21 protein-coding genes and 1 pseudogene are annotated in these 22,524 nt (G+C 36.1%); 3 read left to right on the top strand and 19 right to left on the bottom strand.

Going from position 1 to position 22,524, the window contains the following annotated elements; translation table 11 throughout:
* Nucleotides 1-4: 4 nt before the first annotated feature.
* The 7 genes from C9J42_RS05425 to C9J42_RS05395 form a co-directional block, all read right to left on the bottom strand.
* Nucleotides 5-706 (bottom strand): fimbria/pilus periplasmic chaperone, encoded by a 702-nt coding sequence (locus C9J42_RS05425; RefSeq protein WP_107301749.1) that lies wholly within the window; start codon nucleotides 704-706, stop codon nucleotides 5-7.
* A 23-nt stretch (nucleotides 707-729) separates the two neighbouring features.
* A complete protein-coding gene (locus C9J42_RS05420) occupies nucleotides 730-1,236 on the bottom strand; it encodes a fimbrial protein (protein ID WP_107206686.1) in 507 nt (168 codons plus the stop codon).
* Between the two features lie 28 nt (nucleotides 1,237-1,264).
* Nucleotides 1,265-1,966, bottom strand: coding sequence for a fimbria/pilus periplasmic chaperone (locus C9J42_RS05415; protein ID WP_158259284.1), 702 nt, complete (start codon nucleotides 1,964-1,966; stop codon nucleotides 1,265-1,267).
* Between the two features lie 13 nt (nucleotides 1,967-1,979).
* Nucleotides 1,980-4,358 (bottom strand): fimbria/pilus outer membrane usher protein, encoded by a 2,379-nt coding sequence (locus C9J42_RS05410; protein WP_158260202.1) that lies wholly within the window; start codon nucleotides 4,356-4,358, stop codon nucleotides 1,980-1,982.
* Between the two features lie 185 nt (nucleotides 4,359-4,543).
* Nucleotides 4,544-5,149, bottom strand: coding sequence for a fimbrial protein (locus tag C9J42_RS05405; RefSeq protein WP_107262182.1), 606 nt, complete (start codon nucleotides 5,147-5,149; stop codon nucleotides 4,544-4,546).
* Between the two features lie 635 nt (nucleotides 5,150-5,784).
* Nucleotides 5,785-8,706 (bottom strand): Ig-like domain-containing protein, encoded by a 2,922-nt coding sequence (locus C9J42_RS05400; protein ID WP_107262180.1) that lies wholly within the window; start codon nucleotides 8,704-8,706, stop codon nucleotides 5,785-5,787.
* Between the two features lie 21 nt (nucleotides 8,707-8,727).
* Complete coding sequence (locus C9J42_RS05395) at nucleotides 8,728-9,303, bottom strand: outer membrane beta-barrel protein (protein WP_107291478.1); 576 nt, start codon at nucleotides 9,301-9,303, stop codon at nucleotides 8,728-8,730.
* Between the two features lie 968 nt (nucleotides 9,304-10,271).
* Here C9J42_RS05395 and C9J42_RS05390 point away from each other — a divergent pair.
* Nucleotides 10,272-11,627: a DUF4397 domain-containing protein gene (locus C9J42_RS05390; protein ID WP_107206692.1), complete on the top strand. Its 1,356-nt coding sequence runs from the start codon at nucleotides 10,272-10,274 to the stop codon at nucleotides 11,625-11,627.
* Nucleotides 11,628-11,758: 131 nt separating this feature from the next.
* Here the strand turns inward: C9J42_RS05390 and C9J42_RS05385 are convergent, their stop codons facing one another.
* The 4 genes from C9J42_RS05385 to C9J42_RS05370 all read right to left on the bottom strand — a co-directional run bounded on the left by C9J42_RS05385 (nucleotide 11,759) and on the right by C9J42_RS05370 (nucleotide 15,217).
* Nucleotides 11,759-12,136 carry a hypothetical protein gene (locus C9J42_RS05385; protein ID WP_107290612.1) on the bottom strand — a complete coding sequence of 126 codons (378 nt, stop codon included), beginning with the start codon at nucleotides 12,134-12,136 and terminating at the stop codon, nucleotides 11,759-11,761.
* A 136-nt stretch (nucleotides 12,137-12,272) separates the two neighbouring features.
* Complete coding sequence (locus C9J42_RS05380; protein ID WP_369918800.1) at nucleotides 12,273-12,836, bottom strand: pyridoxamine 5'-phosphate oxidase family protein; 564 nt, start codon at nucleotides 12,834-12,836, stop codon at nucleotides 12,273-12,275.
* 111 nt (nucleotides 12,837-12,947) lie between these two features.
* Nucleotides 12,948-13,502 (bottom strand): dienelactone hydrolase family protein, encoded by a 555-nt coding sequence (locus C9J42_RS05375; RefSeq protein WP_107301747.1) that lies wholly within the window; start codon nucleotides 13,500-13,502, stop codon nucleotides 12,948-12,950.
* A 182-nt stretch (nucleotides 13,503-13,684) separates the two neighbouring features.
* On the bottom strand, nucleotides 13,685-15,217 hold the full coding sequence (locus C9J42_RS05370; RefSeq protein WP_107301746.1) for a phospholipase D family protein: 1,533 nt from the start codon (nucleotides 15,215-15,217) through the stop codon (nucleotides 13,685-13,687).
* 1,062 nt (nucleotides 15,218-16,279) lie between these two features.
* Between C9J42_RS05370 and C9J42_RS05365 the strand changes: the two are divergent.
* A pseudogene (locus tag C9J42_RS05365) lies at nucleotides 16,280-16,468 on the top strand (phage integrase N-terminal SAM-like domain-containing protein); the annotation flags it as partial.
* 368 nt (nucleotides 16,469-16,836) lie between these two features.
* Here the strand turns inward: C9J42_RS05365 and C9J42_RS05360 are convergent.
* From C9J42_RS05360 to C9J42_RS05325, 8 genes are all read right to left on the bottom strand, one after another.
* Nucleotides 16,837-17,223, bottom strand: a complete 387-nt coding sequence (locus C9J42_RS05360; protein ID WP_107301745.1) for a hypothetical protein — start codon at nucleotides 17,221-17,223, stop codon at nucleotides 16,837-16,839.
* Nucleotides 17,216-18,070: a ParA family protein gene (locus C9J42_RS05355; protein WP_025793462.1), complete on the bottom strand. Its 855-nt coding sequence runs from the start codon at nucleotides 18,068-18,070 to the stop codon at nucleotides 17,216-17,218. Before C9J42_RS05355 ends, C9J42_RS05360 begins: the two co-directional genes overlap by 8 nt.
* A gap of 417 nt (nucleotides 18,071-18,487) precedes the next feature.
* Nucleotides 18,488-18,907: an arsenate reductase (glutaredoxin) gene (gene arsC / locus C9J42_RS05350; protein ID WP_105062586.1), complete on the bottom strand. Its 420-nt coding sequence runs from the start codon at nucleotides 18,905-18,907 to the stop codon at nucleotides 18,488-18,490.
* Between the two features lie 4 nt (nucleotides 18,908-18,911).
* On the bottom strand, nucleotides 18,912-19,973 hold the full coding sequence (gene arsB / locus C9J42_RS05345) for an ACR3 family arsenite efflux transporter (RefSeq protein ID WP_107301744.1): 1,062 nt from the start codon (nucleotides 19,971-19,973) through the stop codon (nucleotides 18,912-18,914).
* Between the two features lie 4 nt (nucleotides 19,974-19,977).
* Nucleotides 19,978-20,697, bottom strand: coding sequence for an arsenical resistance protein ArsH (gene arsH, locus C9J42_RS05340; protein ID WP_045185791.1), 720 nt, complete (start codon nucleotides 20,695-20,697; stop codon nucleotides 19,978-19,980).
* Nucleotides 20,698-20,749: 52 nt separating this feature from the next.
* Nucleotides 20,750-21,073, bottom strand: coding sequence for a metalloregulator ArsR/SmtB family transcription factor (locus C9J42_RS05335; protein ID WP_107206700.1), 324 nt, complete (start codon nucleotides 21,071-21,073; stop codon nucleotides 20,750-20,752).
* 196 nt (nucleotides 21,074-21,269) lie between these two features.
* Nucleotides 21,270-21,455 carry a hypothetical protein gene (locus C9J42_RS05330; RefSeq protein WP_107292864.1) on the bottom strand — a complete coding sequence of 62 codons (186 nt, stop codon included), beginning with the start codon at nucleotides 21,453-21,455 and terminating at the stop codon, nucleotides 21,270-21,272.
* A gap of 66 nt (nucleotides 21,456-21,521) precedes the next feature.
* Nucleotides 21,522-21,887: a hypothetical protein gene (locus C9J42_RS05325; protein ID WP_107206702.1), complete on the bottom strand. Its 366-nt coding sequence runs from the start codon at nucleotides 21,885-21,887 to the stop codon at nucleotides 21,522-21,524.
* 269 nt (nucleotides 21,888-22,156) lie between these two features.
* Here C9J42_RS05325 and C9J42_RS05320 point away from each other — a divergent pair, with 269 nt between their 5' ends.
* Nucleotides 22,157-22,477, top strand: coding sequence for a hypothetical protein (locus C9J42_RS05320; RefSeq protein WP_107206703.1), 321 nt, complete (start codon nucleotides 22,157-22,159; stop codon nucleotides 22,475-22,477).
* Nucleotides 22,478-22,524: the final 47 nt, after the last annotated feature.

The raw sequence follows: 22,524 nt of genomic DNA, 5'->3' as shown, positions 1-22,524 counted from the left end.
GTATTTAATATCCTAATTTCCCTTGAAAATGACTGACTGTTCCGTAATCATTAATAGCGTCAAATTCAAATTTTGAGATTGTTGCTACATAATTGTTTTTAATAAATACTGAACTTTCAGGTGGAAAAACACCTAACTGCTGTTTCATCTCATTGTTTAGTTTTATTTCTTTACCATTAAATTTAACGTTAACTACTGCTAGATAAAAAGGTGTTGGATTCGTAATTTTTATATTTCCATTAGATTTAACAATTGATAATAATTTCTCAGCATTAGCCCTTTTACCTAAAAGAACTTTAGGTCTATAAATTAGTTTTACTCTTGTTTTTAAAGCTAGTGTTATTCTACTTTTTTTAGACTTATCAACAGGTGGTATTTCTTGTAAATTGAGCCAGTACAGAGATTCATTATTAAGAGATGACGATTTATGTGTATTTAGCAGTCTAACAACTTGTGTTTCACCTTTGTTAAATTTAAAAAAGTTAGGCATAGGGATAAAGTTAACGTTTTTATCTTTTTTATTTTCGTTCTCTATCCATATTTGAGCAGCGTATGTTTTATCTGCTATATTCTCTATCTTAATTTCAACGCTTTTATCGCCTTCATTAACAATATATCTTGTTGCGTTTAATTGTAATGCAGCAAACGAATTGCTACTGTAAAAAAGTATAAATAGCCCAATATGTAAAATATATTTTAATGTCATGAATCAACCTAAGTAAAATACGATTAATAATAAGTTAAAGTAATTCTTAACTTGCTTGTAAACTCCCCTGCATTTAAATCTGTATAATTACCGTTACCCGTGTAAATCAGTGTAGCAGTAACATCATGGATAAATTCTGTTTCATTACCGATAGGAACAGGGTAGTTTTGATCAAATACCAAGTTACTGCCTTCAACTAAGAGTTTTATACCAAGTTCATCTTTACTCGTAGAAAGTATTCCATCAGAACTTCCTAATGTATCAATAGGGTCATATTTGATATTAATGCCGTCAATAATTTCAGGCCTAGCGCAATGAATCACAACTGGCACTGTTTCTGTTATAATACCCGTTATTACCTGCCCCGTATCAACAGTTTCAAAATCAACGGTTTCATCATTATTACTATTAACAGTACAACCTGGACTAATAATATTACCGCTAATATTTACAGTTACTTCAGCTATATGTGCCATTACGTAATTAGATGATAAAAGTAATACTGCAAAAGCAATTTTATTCACACTCATATAAATACCATTTAATAAGTCTTAGTAATTACCCATTGATAATGTATTCTCTACTACTGCCAAAATCATCGAGTGCATAAATTGTAATTTTTGAACTAGATTTAACCTTTATCCCAGATAGATCTATTGAACTTTTTGGAGAAAATAATCCTAATTTTTTATCAACGGATTTATTAAAATGAATCAATTTACCATCCACTATTACTTTACTAATAGCAAAATAATATGATGTTGGGTTAATTATCTTATAACCATGATTCACTTTTTCTATTTTTATTTCTTTTTCTGCTTCCAAACGAGTCTTTTGTAATGATGTTGGTCTGTATATCAACTTCACTTTTGTTTGAAGCGCTATTTGCATAAAGCTATCAGGAGTATCTTTTGGCCGAGGTGGCATTTCAAGAACATTAATAAAAAAGAGTGACTCTTGATCCTTTCTTATATTATTTCCAATCTTTTTTAATCTTATAATTTGTCGACCATTTTTTACTATTTTAAACATTGAAGGAAGCACAATAAAATTAACACTATCCGTATTTATTTCATTCAGATTATCTATCCATACTTGGCCGCCATAGTTAACATCACTATCATTGACAATTTTTACGGTAATATCACCTTGTCCTTCATTATAAATATAACGCGTTTTGTTCATTTTAAGCCCAGCATATACACTGCTAGAAAGTAGCATACAACTTACTAAACAAAATGATATTAAGTAATTTTTCATTAAAACCTCAACATTATTGGCAATATATATCTTTAACTTCATTAAGATCTGGCTTAATTTTCGAAATGTCCACATTACAAGTTTGAGTATTTGTTTTGATATGTAGGTAATGTGAAGGTGAGTCAAGCGTTGCCATTAACACCCCTTGTGTTGCAATAAAACCAACATAAACATTATCGTCCGTTGTTACCTGTGAACCTAATGGTAATTCAGTTCCATTCTTATCAAACACACGAAGTAAGTATCTTTGCACTTTCTTATAATCAAATTTACGAACAATTATTGCTTTATCAGTCGGAATTACATTATATGACGTTTTATTTAACTCAATATCATGAGATATATCTTTACTATTTAAATTAATACGATTCTGTGTATAAGTTGAAAGCGGAATAATAATGTTTCCAAAGTTATCAGCTTTACGACCGTTAACTTTAGCTTTATCTATCCCTTTTGTATTCACAATTGCTATAGTTTGCGAGCGACGGCTTGAATAAGCAATACCAGCCCCTTCTGCAGCAGCAACTGAGCCCGAGATAGATCCGCCAACAGACGTTGAGTTATTACTCGTTGAAGCATTAAAACCGATAGCAACAGGATTCAAGTTGGCATTTGTACTAAATGACGCAGAACGTTCAGACTTCGAAGCACTTGCACTTACAGAATGAGAAATATTATCACTGCTGTTGAATGACGTATTGGTACTAACGGTAGTCCCAGATGTTTTAGAATAAGTCACTGATGAATTAGTGAATATATCTCGTTCTTTATAAGATAATGGAATACTTAAACTTAGAGTCGTTGAATAGTCCTCACCAAGAGATTCAGACGATGTTATTGAACCACTAATACTTGCAGTCACACCATTCTCAAATGCTGTTGAGAATGATACGTTGCCACCATATTCGCTAGCGATTATCCCTCGATAATTACTGTACCAGCCAGAAGCAGATAGATATGAATGATCAAAACTATGCGTAAGAATTGTTTCAAATCGATTTCTTAATGACTCACTGCCATACTCATCATAAGAATCAGGATCAAAGCCATTAAAATCAACATAACCAGTACTGTGGTATTCATACGCTACAAATTGAACATGTGTACGTTCTGTAATATCTTTCACATAACGTAAACTTGTGTTGATCCCTTCTAGACTTCTTTTTTGACTTTTATCCGTTTTGTTATATTCGCTTCTAGAGCCATTGACATTAAAAGAAATTGCACCGAAATAGCTTAAAGGAACTCCAGCTCCTATACCTAAGCTTTGGTACTTATCATGTAAAACCACAGCTGTATTTAACGTTGCATACCTAAACCCACGATCTAAAGAAGCAAATATAAATGGATTTTTAATATAGTTATCAAAATCACCTTTGCGTCCCGTTGCTATATTATAATCGTAGTCACCTTCAGCAAGCAGATTTGGTAACGTTGACATTGGATATATTTTTTTAGTAATTTTTCCAGTGTCACTTTTTACCTCCACAACAATATCTTTACTTCCAATAGGGTTAATATTACTAAAAGAGTAATGACCTGCAGGGATATCACGAGAAAGTAATATATATTTACCTTGCTTAATGGTAATTGTTGAGCTGGAATCAGCAAATCCTTCGATAATCGGTGCATAACCTCTCGTTTTATGAGGTTCCATTGAGCTATCAGAGTATAATGTTAAGCCGACAAAACTAAAATCATTGAGTACAGATGATCGGGTATATGTTTTACCAATAGAGAAAGCACTTTTTATTGGTTTTATCGCTGTTGACACAAGATATTCTGAAGATCTTATACCTGTTTTATTAGTACCACTCGCCTGTGTTGTAAATACCCAGCGATCATAGTTCATCTGTAAATCAAAATTCACAAATGCTGAAGATGTATCTTTACCATGATCCCGATAATAGTGATGACTTGCATTTGCATTGTAATTTAGAATAAAACCATTAGCACCATAGTCCCAGCTATACTCATTATCTTCTAATAAAATAAGTTGTGGTAATTGAAGCGATAAAGATTGCGTAGAAAAATCAAATATAGCTGAAGCTTTCGGTATTTTTTCTAAATTATAGCAATGATCTGTTGGATTGAAAGCGTCGATCATTTTCTCATAATTAATAGGTAGATCTAACGTTTCTAATAAAGTTAATGGCAAACAAATAGATTCTTTATCATCATCTTTTATCACTAAAACATGACGACCATAACTTTTATTATTTAGATAAAAATCAACCAAATATTTTCCAGGAACATTGCTACTTGAATAGTCTAAAAAATCTGATCTTACATTTTTGCCACCATTCATAAATGAAGTATCAAACTCAGTTTGTGCCAAGCACAAAGAAGAGTTCATAACAGCTAAAATAGTAATCACATTTTTTATATGCATGCGTATCTCCATCGCATTTCAACCACGAATTAAATCCATCTTAATTTGTAATCATTGGTCTCTAATAATTAATAGAGTTCTTGTGATATTATGCTTACTGTAATGTTCACATATAAGTTATTAATAATATAATTACTATTAATAAGAGTAATTGAGAAGCACTTATAAAGTACTTCTCCAATTTATTAACGATAGCCGACAACAAATTTAGCTTGCGATTTTACGTTACCAGCTGTTACTGCTGGTTCTGTACTCGCATCATCAGTAGATTTTACCATTTGTGCTTTAAATTGATATCTTGTAGGTGTGTGAATAGCATCAGTACCTGGAGCTATTTTCTCAAAATGAACACGTGAATCAGTTGATGTAATTTGAGTGCCATCGTCTCCTTTCATTAATCTTACGGCAACTTTTTGTGCTTTTGATGCATTTGGCGCCAAATTAGCCAAGTTATTATCAGCATCCCATCCATTAACAGGTACCCAAAGAACTGTCACATCATGAGCTGCAGTGAAACAATCAGAACCATCATTTTTTTTTGCTGAAACAATATCAAAAACGACTTCTTCGGCATTACCAGCTTCTACTTCATCAACAGTAGCTGTCTTTAAATTCACAACGTTAGAAGCATTCGTTGTACCATCACTGTCTTGAATAACAAAATTACATGTTGCTTTCGTTACTTCTCCTTGAAATATAACATCACCTTGATTTGCCAAGGCTGATACTGAAAAAAAAGCAGTAGATAGTAAGATAGTAGAAGCTAATGTAGTCTTTTTATCCATTTTCATATTATATCCTTATCAATATTCGTTGTTCAAAAATGCATTTAAAGTATTACCTTTAAATATTTCATTTTTCACATTAAATTTATTTCCAACAAAATAAATTAGTTAACACCAGCGTGTTTAATTAAAATAAAAGCGATCAATTAACATAAGGGCAATTAATTAACACCAGAGCGATTAATTAACACCAGAGCGATTAATTAACACCAGAGCGATTAATTAACACCAGAGCGATTAATTAACATCAGATCAGTTACCTTTTAAAGTGAATAATTAAAAACCATATTTTTTGTAGGTCTTTATTATAACAACCAGCTATCATAAATCAACCAAACATACCTTTAATGAATAATTCATCATTGTAATATGATATCAACCTCAATATTTCTGCAACAATGTAAATAACAATGCAATCAATAGCGTTAGGTTAATATGTGATTTTTAATATATATACCTCCGACACTCATTATATTTAGTTAATACATACGTAAAAACAATCATCTAATATTCACGATTTACTAAAATCACACTTAAATATAATATTTTGACCATTAATTATTATTTAATATGGAAAATAAAACGGCTTATTTATAGATGAACTAGCTACATTAATGGGCATTATCATAGGTATACTAATTTCAATATGACTCAAAAATAGATGTTTCTCTAAGTGAAAACGAATTAGGATCTGGCATAAATTCTGAATCAACAGTACTCGTATCACCACCAAAATAATCTCGTCCCCAGCTTACGACTTCTCCATTATCTTTTAGTGCAGCAAAAGCAAATAATGTTGCTTGAATATGAATTACGCCAGACTTTAAGCGTGAAACTAAATTAGCATTTTCTGTAGGTTCAGTTACACCATCAGTTGATGTAATTAAACCGCCGCCATGATTATATCCCCATACCACGACAGAACCGTCACTTTTAATAGCGGCAAATGCTTCCCTATTACCCACAATATCTTTAACACCTGAAATCAATTCAGAACTCACACTACTTGAGTCACCACCTGCAGATACATCTCCCCAAGTGACGACTGAACCATCATTTTTAATTGCGGCAAATGCATCTGTTGTACTAGAGATTGCTTTAATATCAGTTAAGTTTACACCTGTATTATTTTTGCCGCCGCAGCTTTCATCACCCCAAACAATAACGCTTCCATCTTGTTTTAAGGCTGCAAAAGCAGATGACGTGGAGAAAATATCAACAACACCAGAAGATAAATGATGTTCGAGCCCATTAATATCCGCCCCCCCATCTGTATTACCCCATACCTGCACCGAGCCATCTTTCATTACTGCAGCATATGCAGAGTCGGTTGTATGAACAGATACAATATCATCACCGTTAAGAGGCGTACCAGTTGCGGAACTAAAAGTAATCTCATTCGCTGACGTCTCTCCACCTGACCAAGTGAAGATTCTCCCCGTTGAAGTCACTGCGGTAAAACCAGGACGTCTTTTCCAAATTGAGTCCTGCTTTCCTGAATCATAAACTTTCACAACATCATTAAGTTTTAATACTGTCGGGTTTGCACTAACATCCCAAGACACAAGGTCGTCACCTTTTAGTGCAGCGAAAGCATTTTCAGCAGAAAAAATTACGTCAATACCTTCAGGGACCTCTTCTTCAACGACTTTGGTATAGCTTCCGTCATGATTAGGGTCATACCATGTATAAACTTTACCAAATGGTATCTCACCAGTGTCATCATAAAAATCTAAACCCGTTACACAAGCAAATGCAAAACGTGATGCGACACAATCTTTAATATAATAAAGTTTATTAGTACCGAAATTTGGATCATATATCCCCATCTCGCCACCATGCCGAATATCTCCCCATGCATTGACAGGAGCTTTCACCCAACCATCAGCATCGTATTCAGGTACATAAACATAAGCCATTTGCGTTGCAACGAGTTTGTATTCGGCTCCTGGTCTTGGCATATATTGGTCTTTAGCGCCTAATGTTTCAGCTCCCCAACCAATAAAATCTGATGAAGAAATAAAAGGATCTAAAGAAGGGCTTTTAGACGCTATGAATGAATAATGATTGCTATGGATCTGATTGACAGTGGCTATAGAGTAAATTGAATACTCAGAACTAGATTTTTGTCCATACTCATCAACACCAACAACCTCTAATTTAACTGCGTGATTTATATCTTCTGGTTGTAATGTATAAGATTCATCAGTCCCGACCACTTTTCCATTAATGATCCATTGATATTCATAACTATCGCAATGCCTTTCACAATATAAAGAAGAAGTTAGTTCGGCACCAGGTTCATAACTCGCCCCACCTAAATCAAGACCTATATATGTTAATGTTGGCTTTTCAGGTGGTACAACATTAACAATTATATTGCCTGTTTGTTTTTTATTCGGGTTATTTGGATCAGCCATGGTATAAGATAAAATATCTTGCCCGTACTTATTTTCAGACGGATTATAGGTAAATTCACTTCCGTTAATTGAAACTGAGCCTAACTTTTCGTTAGTAATTTCTTGGATCTTATTGATGGATGAACCATCACCCAAAGAAAATGTTTTTGATTCACCCGCATCAACATACAGAATAATATCTTTCGTGACGGGAGCAGGTAAAGAGAGATCGATAACAACCTTTCCTTTGAATGTCTGGCCCGTATCATTATTCGTCATTGTGTAAAATATAATATCTTCACCTGATTTTCCGGCGATAGATTTATAGGTAAAACGACTACCAGAAAAGCTAATTGTACCTAATTTTTCACCATAAATTGTGTCTATTGAAATATTAGATGGGCCAGAATTCAATGAGATTATTTTCTCGGTTCCAGTAACCATAGAAACAAAATAGTCTTTTGTAATTGGCACCAAAGGTTCAGGTTTATCGTTAATTACATTAATGGAAATGGTACCTGATACAACCTTACCGTTACTATCTGTCGTAACATAAGAAAGTATGTCTTCACCATCAGCATTAATATTGGGTGTATAGGTAATTTGATTCCCATTTGTAGATATACGACCTAGCGATCCCCCTGATAATGAATCAATAACAGTACCTTTACTTCCAAGACTAAATGATTGAGTTGCAGACGACGCCATATAAATAATGAGATCTCGCGTATGAACTTCAATAATATCAGGTGTAATTGGTGAGCCAGAAGAAGGCTCATTAGTTATTTTGATATAGCCTATCGTCGACGATGTACCATCAAAAACATTGTAAGGTATAACCTGCTCACCAATAAATCCATTAGGAATATAAGTTAAGTTATGATTCGATAATTCATATGTACTAGGGCTTTTAATTTGAAAGTTTTTTCCAATGCTAACAATTAAATGCTTCTGTTCTGTATCAAGGTCTGAAAATAAATTATTAAGATTTAGTGTTATCGCTTTTTGATTAAAGGTAATAATTTCATAATCTTTAGTAATTGGTGGTAAAAACTCAGAAGTATCGTTGCCATTGTTCGAAGGTTTTTCCTGATCGAGAAAACCATCATCTTCGCCACCACACGCTGTTAATAATATAACTAAAGGTATACACGACTTTTTCATAGTACGCTCTTCCTTGTACTTTTAAAATACCCAACTTACGCCCATAGAAACTAATTGATGATCGGTATGCCCTATATCATTATTTCCCATTGATTCCGTACGTTGATATTCCAACTTAATATTCAATCGTGAATTTATATAATAGCGAATACCTGCGCCATATACGGGTGAAAAACCTGTAGCAGTACCTTCTCTTAAACCTTTACTTTTACCTGACCATGCAGCAACACCTGCACTCAAAAATGGGTAGAAATCATTTAAATAATTGCCAATAATTCCTTTTAAAACTAATTGTTGAAAGTTACCTTTAATATTTCCTAATGGATATGATGCATTTCCCTCACCAAAGTATTGGTACGCAACTTCAGTTGATAAATACCGATTAAATTGATAACCAACATGCGTGCCAAACGCCCAATGATCTTGATCAACAGATAAAGCATGTTCATCTCCAGCGTTGGTATAACTTCCTTTGCCGATATCTAGTCCTACAAACCAATTATTAGAAACATTATTGGTATCAGCAAATGCAGTAGGAAAAAATAAAATTAAAGATGAGTATAAAATCATCGGTCCATATATTTTCAAGTTATTCATAATAATCCTTTTAATTTATGAACTAATATAACTCTCACCTAGAAAATACTATATTTGCGAATAAAAACAAGTTGCATATCAATAATAATCTTATGTCAACATCTTTAATAGAAGCAATCTCAAACTTATGGTAATAATATGAAAATAACTGTTTATTCAATAAAAATTCAGTTTTTCACTTATTATTAATTAATCAATGAATAGTCGGTGAAATTAGATTTTATTTATTTGTAATTTTGAATTTACGTAACATTTTATTAATGTTTTTATAGTGTAGGCATATAAATGAAAATTGTACATTTAAATAAAGAAAATTAGACATTATTTAAAAAAAACAATAAAATTCACATACTAATATGGTTACTTAAAAATAATGGATGAATAACAAACATTACCCATTATTAATGTTATAACGTAACAATAAATCAACATTATGATAATATATTTTTATTCTTATTATTTGTTAATAAATAATTTAAAAGCACAAACATAAATTAAGAATAACATGTGATAAAGCATTGTTATTTTTAATGAAATAAAAGTATAAATGTAACAATCCCACATCAATAAATCATCCTGATAAATGACTCTCTCCATAATAAAATACAGAACATTTAAATTAACAGGCGAGCAATAAAACGCTTCATAAGAGTAATATTTAACTTCCTTATTAATAAATCACCTATTTTATAAATTTGTTGCTTTTAAAAATGAGTTTCATATACAAACAAGTTAGATCAATGTAATAGAAATGATAACAAACAGAGCGTAAGCATATTTATCTATTTTTAATTTTCACAACAACTTATCCAAGGTTTCTAATATGAAAAAAGTAATAATTCATAGCTATTGAGTGATATTCCTCACAATAAGACAAATGATGCACAGTGACGATTTTTTGCTTGTGAACCAATATATTCATATTGCCGTAGAAATTTTTCCTTAATCAAGCAAGGAAGAGGTTTTATATGAAAAAAACAACACTTACATTACTTACAACTGCGGCATTAATCTTAAACGGTTGTGACAGCGATTCGCATGATGAAAATGAGACAAAACAAGCTGAAATGCCTACTTCACAGTTAAGGGTCACGCATGCAAGTGCGGATGCTCCGCTTGTTTCTATTTTAATGGATGGTGATGTAGTTAGTGGCTTATCTAACGTTGATTATCAGCAAGGTAGCCCATTACTTACTGTTAATTCAGGCAGTCATGATCTGATTGTGCGTGGACTTCTTGCAAACGATGCGACCGCTGATGTGATCACAGCAAACGCAGTAAACCTTGCACCAGATATGCAGTATGACGTCTTTGCTGTAAATAATGTGAATGCTATAGAGCCTGTGATTCTTTCTCGGTCTAATGAAGCCCCTGATGACCAATCTATTCGCGTCGATGTGTTACATGGACACCCCAACGTTGGTGGTGTTGATATTCACGTAACGACCGATCCTAGTATCAGTGCAGATACAATTGCGGTTTCCGATCTCACCTTTAAAGAAGACGATGCAAATCTCCCCGTTACACTTCCCGCTGGTGAATACCGAATAAGGATCACGTTAGCAGGTAACAGTACTGATGCCGATGTAGTATACGACAGTGGCAACATCGCATTAGATGGTGGTAGCGATTTAATGGTCACAGCAGTACCCAATGTAAGCGGTGGTGCCGTTTCTCCTGTCAATCTTCTTGTTGCAGACGGATCAACCGTTAATGTACTGAGAAACACTGGCGAAAACTCAACGGTGCGTGTTGGTCATGCCGTCGCTGATTTAGGTGATGTCGATATAAGAGCCAGTGGCAATGTTGTGTCTGGACTTGATTCGATAAGCTATGAAACAATTAAAAGCCTTGATTTAGCGCCGAACACTTACGATTTAACGGTTACTCCTTCTGGATCAACAACACCTGAAGCCATTAAAGCTCCAGGCACCCCTTTTGCAGCAGGCTCTGAAACAACCATTTTTGCCGTCGGACAATTTGCCGCTCAATCTATAGAACCTGTTATCATTGAAGATGATTTAAGAAGTGTTGCGACATATGCAAAACTAAGAGTCGTTCATGCTAATCCAATAGCTGGCACAGTGGATATTCACGCAGCCCCTACCGGTACAGGATTCTCAGCCGATACTGCGGTATTACAAAATGTGAATTTCAAAGACTCTGCTGTACTTAACGTGGGTGAAGGTAATTACGATTTCGCCGTGGCAGAAGCAGGGACTACCAATGTATTGCTAACAGCGACCAATGTAGCGCTTGCGGGAGGTAACGTGGCAACCGCATTTGCAACTGAAAACGCCATTGCGTTAAACGTCGACAAATAACAACCTTAAAAAACATAACAAAAAGTCCGCAATCTTTTACTACTAGGCGCTAGTAATAAGTTAATTGCGGACTTTTTCATTGGCATTACGCTATCAAAAGCATTGCCTTATACTTACAACGCTGAATTAAACTAATCGTCAATACCGCAATCAGTGCAACTTAGCAGTACGATTTCGTGTTCAAATACACCGACATCGCTACCATCAGCAAAAAGCTCAGCAATTTCTTCTGCTACTTCTTGTTCATCTTCAGCTTTAACTTGATGCGCTAACTCTTCTTCAGAATAACCGTAGAAATTAAGCAATAAATAATCACGAGCTTCATCTTTTGTACAAGTTACGTTCACCGACACTTCAGGCTCAACGTTATCTTGCGCAATAATCGCAGACGCTTGTGCAATAACATCTTCTTTCATCGCTGCGGTTAACCAACCAAGATCAATGCTTACTGTATTTTTTTTACAGTTAAAACATGGCAGTTTCTGAAAGTAATATTGAAAGTCAGTCATAGATAATTTCTTCTTTAAATGTTGTTTTGCAAGATTATGAGCGTTTTCTAGCAAAATACTAGCGTAACAGGCCATGAATACGTTATATCGTGAGTAGTATGATGAAGTATTAGGCGCGAAATAACCGCTTAATTCATTACTCTACGTCCAAGCCAGATCTTTTCGCTATTTCAGTTTCAAAGCCATCGATACTTTTTTGATTCTTTTTGAGCCAGTATTGCTCTATTCCTTCGACACCTTGCTTTTTTGACCAATTCGCCAAGTCATCACGATCCCCCTCATAGCTAAAATACGGAACCGACATGCCACAAGACGACTGAACAAAATCAATATCTAAGATAAATATTTGTCTAGAAGCGACACTTTCTGGAAATAGCTGCACAAACTGACCCCATTCCTCATCTTTAGTATGTAAGACTTTTGCCTTCCCATATACTCGAAAAATGAGCGGAGCTCCTTCAAATGCACAGAACATGAGTGTCATTCGTGCGTTTTTAATAACATGCGATGCAGACTCATTACCGCTACCTGTTAAATTTAACCACGCTATTTGCTTTGAATTGATGACTCTCAATGAATCACCACCTTTAGGTGACAAATTCACATTACCGCTATCAGCGGCAGTACCAACAAAATAGATTTTTTGCTTTTCGATAAACTCTACATGTTTATCTGATAATTCAGAAAATTGTTTACCCAAAATAGTCACCTTCATATTAAGTATTCAATACTAGAGATCGCGCCAAGTTTAAAACAAACTAGTTGGCTATCCGTTGAGATACAAAGTACATCCTATTATCTGCCGATGAGATCACCTAATTTCATTCAAAATATACTCTAACCCCATCGTCTCACCTTGTTTATCATAAGCATCAGATAAACAATTCATAAAGCCGTGTTTATAAGGCATGATTTGAGTCGTTACATTTACTCGATGAAGAAGTACTGTATTCATGGTTAAAACGTCAAAAGAGGCTTCTTTTTTCGGAAAAATAACCGCTGTTGGTACTTTCGGCTCAATATCCACGTGATTACGTATTTGTGAAGGATAAAAGCAAAGAATACTTTTACAATCAGATGCGACTAATTCGGATATTCGCCAAGCAGCATTTGCGCCTGCGCTAAAACCTATCAGTACATCAGGCTTATCTTTTAATACTGACTCACAAACTAAAGATAAGTAATCATCATGCCCACAAGCTTTAATAAATTGCTCATACGCAGCTTTTTCACTAGAAAACTCAAAGCGAACACCTTGGTAAGGGTCAACGATTTTTACACTGTCAGTATGTTGAGCAATAAATGAGGCCATCTTATCTGTGGTTTCACATAAACCAAAAATATCGGTGACAATAATAACCTTCATAAATGCTCCTTTATATAATTAACCCATAGCAGATACTAATAAATATGTTATTAATACTGAAGTGAGTAACAAATAAACTTAGAAACCAAGCGTGAAACAATAGAGAAAAGAGCAACTATTGCATTAAAAACAAAAAGCCAGCCTCAGAGGCTGACTTTGCAATCTCTTATTAAAATTAGTGCTTACAAATACTTCTCTATTGGCAATAACTGTAACAATTCTGATTTCATACGATCCCATTGTTTAGTGTTCGGTTCACTGTCCCATGTTTCGTTACCCGAATGCCAATACACATCGCCATCATCCAGACTTAAATGCCAACTGTTAGTGTCTTGCATTGCGCCCTCTAAGGTCGTAGCCAGCTCTGTGGCAATCTTAGGGTTTTCTATCACCAAGAGCGACTCAGTATTAAGATAGGTAGAACGTAAATTGAAGTTAAATGAGCCAATCGTCGCTATTTGATGGTCAAATACCGCTGATTTAGCGTGTAAACCGTATACCGCATTCGGTGCACATTTGTCGTTATCTTGAATAACAATCTTGCATAACTTAGCGTCAGGCTTTAATTCATATAAATCCATGCCACTTTCAAGCATCTCTTGCCGTCTACCAGCATAACCAGAATGATTCGTCACAAGATCATTTGATGCCATTGAGTTTGTCAGTGCTTTGATCTCCACGCCCTTTTGCGTGAGCTGCTGTAAACCTGCTAGTTGTTTATCATCAAAGACTAAATATGCCGATTCAATAATGATGTCATTTTTTGTATTTTTCGCCAGTGTAGATAAATACTGCGCCGTTGCTTTTGGCTGATCACTATTATCAACATCATCTGGAATTGGCTTATCTGCAATATATGTGGCTTTGGCTCCAGTCATCTTCTTTAACTGCGTTGATAAGTACGTCATGGCTGCATTTTGGCTTTGAGGCAATGCCGGATAGTTTTTATATTCAGGTACAGGGATACTGTTAAGCATTAACTGTGGTAGTGGTTTAGCTTTATCCCTTAATAAATCAACTGAATATGCCCACTCACTATTCCAATAATCATTAAAGCTGTGTTGAACATCCGCGACAACTTTTCCACTTGCTAATACATCACGATCACGCAAGTTCAGTTCATGGGAAAGGTCAAAATACTCATCACCAATATTACGTCCACCAACAACAGTAAAAGCACCATCAACAGTGAAAGATTTATTATGCATACGACGATTTAAACGTGAAAAATCCCCTACAAAGCTTATCCATTTGCCTGCATTACGGGTAGGGATCGGATTAAAAATGCGGATCTCGATATTAGGGTGTGCATCGAGTTTTGTTAGCAGTGCTTCACGATCGTTTAGGTTAATATCATCAAGCAACACACGAACATAAACACCACGATCAGCGGCTGCGACTAAACGACTCGCTAAATAACGACCAGAACTATCTGAATTCCAAATATAGTATTGAATATCTATTGTATGCTCGGCAGCTTCAACCAATGCTAGACGTTGAGCCAATGCACCCCTGCCCGTATTTTGCACCAGAACTGCGCTTGGTGTTTGTGGCGTTATAAATGGATTGTGGCTATCGTTTAATGTCGATAACGCACTGGTTAATTTCGGTGTTAGTGGCGCATCAAGATGCTCTGCTTGTTTAGGCAGTGAGGAACAACCTGTCAGAATAGTGATAAAGATAACACTTGCACCTATCACTTTATTTATTGGCATGTATAACAATATCCTTATTCTGTAAGCCGCGATTCATTCGCTTTTGATTTAATTTTACACCCGCATTGCCATTATTTAATAATAGCCAGCAACAAGCTAGTTATCTAAACAGTCAATCAAATACCGTTAAGCCAACCACACTCATTTCACCATAATCTATTTCATTCATTGTTAACTTTTCGTCATCGGACACTAAAAATATTTGGTTTGTACTATGTGTTACCAAAAGGATTTCGACGAGTACGTGATTATGGTTTGCTGTGTGGTCGTAATCAGAAATAGCGTCATCGAATTAACGCTTCAGGAGTAAAGAGGATTTTATTATCAATCAGCGTGTTAAAATTATTGATTCACACCAAGGATAACGCTCGATTTCTTTTTGGCATCCCCCGTCATGATATTTCCATACTTACTTATATAAGGTGGCTTGGGTTTGTCCAACACTTCGGATAGGTGTCAGCTACGCGACACATACCCTTATCTGTTAGCCCTTTACAACAAAGGAAACCATGGGCTTATGTCCTTTAAGCGATGTCCTTTATAGTGTTTAGAGTTAGCGATTGCCTGATAAGATCTAGTTAAACTCACTATTACTGGAATAATGAGCAAACAAAATAGCCACTGAATTGGATCGGCAAAGCCTAGTACAATTGCCAATAAATTAGCAGAGCACAATACTAAAAGGATCCAATTACATCTAATCATTACTCTCTTGAATCTGCAGTACCCTTCCCAATCATAAATAACCCAGTCATTTGAGAACTCTCCACATTGAGAACACTTTTGGCTAAGAGGAATCGACTCAGACTCTGCATTGCAATTAGAGCAACGTCCTTTCATGAATACATGTACCTTTTCGTGAGGGCTAACGCCCAATTAAGGTGTGAACCACGCAATGACCAAGCTGCTATATGGCACTGCAACACCAAAACCAACCCATGGCAAAAAATGCCAAGCGGAATGAATCCCTCTTGAACAGTTTGTTGAACGAATCCGCTGCGCGGTAGAATGAAAACTAAACCTCAATTACGTTAAATACACCTTTCCAAAGGAGTATTTAACATGAATAAAGCACAGCAACATCGTTCAGATTATCTTTATGAACAACACCTTACCCATCTCACCTTGCAAGGTAAACGCCCCGCTACGATTGATGCTTATAGTCGTGCTCTACGTCGCATTACTCACCAATTGGATAAATCACCAGACACATTAACTACCGACGATCTGAAGCGGTATTTTACACAATTGAATATCAATAATGATCAGGTGACATTTCGTCCAAAACCAAACGATGAAAACACGCACGTTGCCCTCACCGAATAAAACGGTACGTATAAAAGCCCAACCCTTTTGCCCCTACTGCCAACATGTCATGCAATTAACGGGAATAGATAATCGATGTTAAATAATAAGGATAATGGCATTCACGCTTTAGAATTAAAGAGGATTTTATTATAAATCAGGATATTAATATTATTGGTTCACACCAAGGATAACGCTCGACTTCTTTTTGGCATCCCCCTTCATGATATTTCCAATATTTACTTATATAAGGTAGCTTGGGCTTGTCCAACACTTCGGATAGGTGTCGGCTACGCGACACATATCCTTATCTGTTAAATGCGATCTTGTTGATTTAGAAATACATCTTCTGTGCGCTTTGATACAGTATCAACGATAAACTCCGCCAAACTATCCACCGAGTTCAGGCGAGTAGGACCAAGGTTATTATTCTTGATTATGAATTTAAGTTCCGTTTTATTAAACCCAACAACTAAAGACAGAGCCTCCTTTCGAGAAAGAGACTTGATTGTTTGAAAGACATTAAACTCACGAGCTTTAGAAGAAATCTCTTCTTCTTTTTGCACGTTTTTTCCACTTTTCGTATTATCAGCGCTCGCAAGAAGGTTACTTACTAATTGAGGGTTATTAATACATAATTCCGATAACGCACCCAAAACTTTACCAAATGACTCGATATCTTTAACTGTTATTTTACTCACAACAAGCCTCCACTCTCTCCACAAACTCCTCCGTCAGGTTATAAATAATACCTCTAGTATCACGGAAGTCAGCCTTAGATTTAGCCGTATTAGAGGTCAAAAAAGGTTTTGAATCAATAGGAGCTTCTGCCACGGAGATTCGTTGAGGAAACTCAGTTTCAAAGACATCTTCCGACAACTCTCCTGAACGGAGTTCTCGCATTGTAGATTTGTGTAAGTTTGTACGATAGTCAACCTTCGTAAAAATAACTCCAGCGAGTTCAATATTACAAGAGCGCTTCCGGCGCTTAAATGAGTCAATTCGGTTTAAGATTAGGCTTATACCAATCTTAGACAAGATATCCGGCACTGTTGGTACTACATAGCAGTCACTGATGTTAATCCCATTTAAAGTAATAGCTCCCAGATTTGGGGGACAATCAATAATGATGTAATCGTAGTCATCTTTAATATCTTCGATAGCATTACCTAAAACGTCCACATGACTGACGTAGGCTTTGTTGTCCATATCAGGAATACTGTCTTGAATATCGACTAAGAACATGCTTGAAGGAAGCAAATCAAGCCCTTCGATTCCACCGGCATTGAAATAAACTGCTTCGTCGATGTTGAATTCAGAAAGGTCTTCCAACATGTCATTAAATAAATGGTACAGTGTTTGCCCGTTATCGTGACAATCTTGCCATTCATTTTGGGAGATTAAGGAAACCGTAGCATTTGTTTGAGGGTCTAAGTCAATGACGAGTACCCTTTCACCATCTTCAGCTAAAGCTGCTGCTATGTTTACAGCGGTTGTAGTCTTTCCTACACCGCCCTTTAGATTTATAAAACTTACGATTTTTGTCATTGCTATTTCTCTATATTTTCAATGAGATAACAGTGTAACGTGAAAGCAAGGATAAGGAATTGATCTATTTCACGCTAAGCATTTAACAGTATATTAATAAGCATTCTTACTTTTACGCTATATTAATACAGCAAATTCTCATCATTCTAATAAATAAAAACCCTTATTTTTACTAACTTAGTCGCAAAAAACCACTTTCAGTTAATTTATTGCCCTCGATAAAAGTAAGAACTGTTTTTAGCCCGTCGGATTAAAATCACAACCAAGAATACAGCCCTATATATCAACACCTAATGAAATTGAGATCATTAGGAAATTGAGCATTGTCTTATCATCTAAACGAAAAAAAGCTCTGACTTTCACCAGAGCTTTAAACATGTCTATTTATACTTACTTAAGTTGTAGTGGCAAAAGCAATTACAGTAGACGGTTTCCGTTGGCATCGATGATGACTTCACCATCTTCCTTGATTAGTGGTCCTTTCGGCCAGTTTTCAAGCACATCTAATACCGCTTCACTAGGGCGACACAGTTTTACACCTTTCGCTGTACATACGATTGGGCGATTCACCAATACAGGGTGTTCTAGCATGGCTTCTAAAATCACGTCGTCTGATACACTTTCATCTAATAAACCGAGCTCTTTGGCTGGTGATTTACTGGTACGCAGTGCTGTACGTGGGGTTAGATTTGCCGCTGCAAATAACGCTTGAAGCTGAGGTTTCGTCCACCCTTCTTGAATGTATTCAATCACGACTGGCTCATAGCCTGCATCTTGGATAATTTGCAGCACATTTCTTGAGGTACCGCACTCTGGATTATGGTGAATAACAACCATGTTTTTACTCTCCGTGTACTTTTGAAATAGTGTTTGATGGCATTTCGTTTTCATCAAACCAATGGCGAGTACGGTTGGCAAACCATACTAAAGACAACATAACGGGTACTTCCACCAGCACGCCAACAACGGTGGCAAGAGCGGCACCTGAGTGTAAACCAAACAGTGAAATCGCAACGGCTACCGCTAATTCAAAGAAGTTAGAGGTACCAATCATACAAGCGGGTGCTGCAATGTTATGAGCTAACTTCATGCGTTTTGCAGCCCAGTAAGCAATGGCAAAAATCGCGTAAGTTTGAATTAACAATGGAATCGCAATTAATACAATCGCTTCAGGGTTAGCGATAATTGTTTCAGCTTGGAAACCAAACAATAAAACCACTGTTGATAACAAACCAATGATTGACCAAGGTTTTAGCTTGGCTAATAGGCTATCTAAACGAGAATGGTCGTTTGATTTATCTAACGCTTTACGAGTAATGGCACCCGCCACTAATGGGATCACCACATAAAGTACTACTGATAACACTAGGGTATCCCAAGGCACAGTAATGTCTGTCACACCTAGCAAGAATGCAGCAATCGGTGCGAAAGCAAAGATCATGATCAGATCGTTAACGGATACTTGTACCAAGGTGTAGTTCGCATCACCTTTGGTCATTTGGCTCCACACAAATACCATTGCGGTACAAGGTGCAACGCCCAATAAGATCATACCTGCGATGTATTGAGAAGCGGTTTCTGGATCAACCCAAGAGGCGAAGAAAACTTTGAAGAATAGCCAACCTAGAAACGCCATAGAAAATGGTTTTACTAACCAGTTAATCACCAGTGTTAGCACTAGGCCTTTCGGTTTTTTACCCACATCTTTGATCGATGAGAAATCAATCTGCATCATCATTGGGAAGATCATTAACCAAATTAATACCGCAATAACAATATTAACATGCGCGTATTCAAGCGATGCTACTACGCTAAATAATTGTGGAATTGCACTGCCAAGAATAAGACCGGCAATAATGGCAGCCCCAACCCATACGGTTAAGTAACGTTCAAACAGTCCCATTTTATTAGCCTTCTTTTTGGTTTACACGTTGCATTAATTGCTCTGCACTTTCGACACGCTCTGAATAACGATCGACTAAGAAATCACTGTTATCGCGGGTTAGTAGCGTAAATTTCACTAGCTCTTCCATCACATCAACAATGCGGTTGTAATAACCTGATGGCTTCATACGATCGTTATCGTCAAATTCTAAAAACGCTTTTGCGACAGAAGATTGGTTAGGGATAGTCACCATACGCATCCAACGACCCAGCACACGAAGTTGATTCACCACGTTAAATGACTGTGAACCACCACACACTTGCATTACCGCCAGTGTTTTCCCTTGAGTTGGACGAACAGCCCCCATAGATAATGGGATCCAATCAATTTGTGCTTTCATAATCCCTGTCATCGAACCGTGTCGCTCTGGTGAGCACCACACTTGCCCTTCTGACCAGATCACAAGATCTCTTAACTCTGCGACTTTGGGGTGCGTTGGATCTTCTGCATCTGGTAGTGGTAATCCTTGTGGATCAAAAATACGGACTTCTGCGCCCATTTTTACTAATAATCGCGCTGATTCTTCAATCACTAACTTGCTAAAAGAACGCTTACGTAATGATCCGTAAAGCAACAGAATACGCGGTTTATGGGTTGATTTTGGCGCAACTAAATCTTCTGACGTCGTAACATTGAACTGGTTTTCATCAAGATTTGGTAACGATAAGTCTTTAATTTCCATGTTGTGGCCTATGTATAAATAGTCTTTAACTCTGTCACTAATCGATATGTAATTAGCAACTAGAACAATCTGATTCGAGTCGAGATAAACAGTCTTCTAAATATTGATGACTGTTTTGTGACGATGTTGAAACTATCTCGCTCATCCAAGGTGGTATTGCAGGATTCAGTCGGTAATACACCCATTTAGCTCGGCGCTCATCGACCAACAACCCAGTACGACGTAATTCTGCTAAATGACGAGACACTTTAGGCTGGCTAATATCTAATGCTTGTTGTAAATCACACACACAAAGCTCCCCTTTCAAACTAAGGAGCATAAGTACTTTAAGGCGAGTGTCATCCGCCATGGCTTTGAAGAAAGATAGTGTTTCCATAAATTCACATGCGATTTTTCATATATATGATTTTTAATATATGTAGATCTACTTTTAATGTCAACAGTGAACGAAATGTGAAAAAGGGTTTATTTGATGTATTTAAATCTTCAGAGAGGGAAAGGTGATTGTAGAGAAGTTAAAAGTGGGATATCAGACGATAACCATACCCCACCAATAGGCAGTGGTAAGCGGTTTACTCTATCGTATTACATTGTTTTTCTATGTAATTATAGCTATGCCCAGCATCTAAACAGCGATCAATGGTCACGAATTCATGAAACGTTTTTACCGCATAAGCAAAGGCTAATAGCAGCGTCACTCTTATCGTGACATCAAGCCAACTCCCCCTTCCCCAGAGTGCTTTATTCTTTGATTTCATAATCCTTTATCCTTTTCTATAGCAGCTGTATAGCGTTCTAGTGATACCTATAACAACACCAAGCATCTATGGTTTATTGGCAGGCGTTCGTTTGGCTTTTTGATTTAACCAATGGTCACTGTCTATCTGGGTATTCTTTCTTAGTGGTGTTTTTCTCTGGCTTGTTTTCTTCGCAGGCTCTATCGCATCAGGTTGGCGAGGTTTTTTTGTCCCTTGTTTTTTTATCGGCTTTTCTTCGATGAAATCATCTTCAATAATACTGTCGTCTTCTTCATTTTCACTCTCTAGCATTGATTGATAAGTGTTCAAACGCGTTTTAAGATGAGAGAAATAACTGCCATGTGATTTCTTTTTTCGTTTTCTTATAAAGAGTAAATTAAAGATAAGAAACAAAATCATGAAGGGAACAAACCACAGTACATCGCTAAACATTAAGTTCTCCTCCTTTAAATTTAAACAAAGTCATTTGCATTACATCTATTATAACGCAATATTTTCATAAACTTAGAAAAAATTAAAAACGACTCTAATGTTTAATCAGGCTGAACGTTTATTAACATATGAATAACTCATATTATAGATAAACGGCATAGTGAGATGTTAAAATCATTAATTGTTGTTCGTTAGCATTCATTCTATTGAGCATTGCTGCATCCTAATTTAGACACAACATCATCAAGATTAACAAACTGAGAATACTCATGAAATTGATAACGACACAAAGCATTATTTTAAGTCTTTTTTTACTGGTAGGTTGCGTAACTGAAAGTGTGAGAGTTGTACCCAAAAAAGTCAGTGTAAATGCAGGCATTGGCTTTAACCCGTGCGGGAGTGAAGTAGAAGGTTATCAATTCTCACCGCAAGGCATGATCACGATTTCTTGCGTAAACGGGATGGTCTATTCTGTCCGCAATCAACAAGAGTTAAAAAAATTAAAAGAAAATGTTATCAAGTGTCAAGAAAATGGCATTAATGATTATTCGGTTTGTTTAACTGTTAAAAGAAATAAGGTTAAAGATTAAATATATTCTAAAATTTAAATGTAGATTTGCAGTCAAGATTAATTAAT

Source organism: Photobacterium sp. GB-56 (assembly GCF_003026105.1).
GTDB lineage: Bacteria > Pseudomonadota > Gammaproteobacteria > Enterobacterales > Vibrionaceae > Photobacterium.
This window is presented reverse-complemented; position numbering and strand designations above follow the sequence as displayed.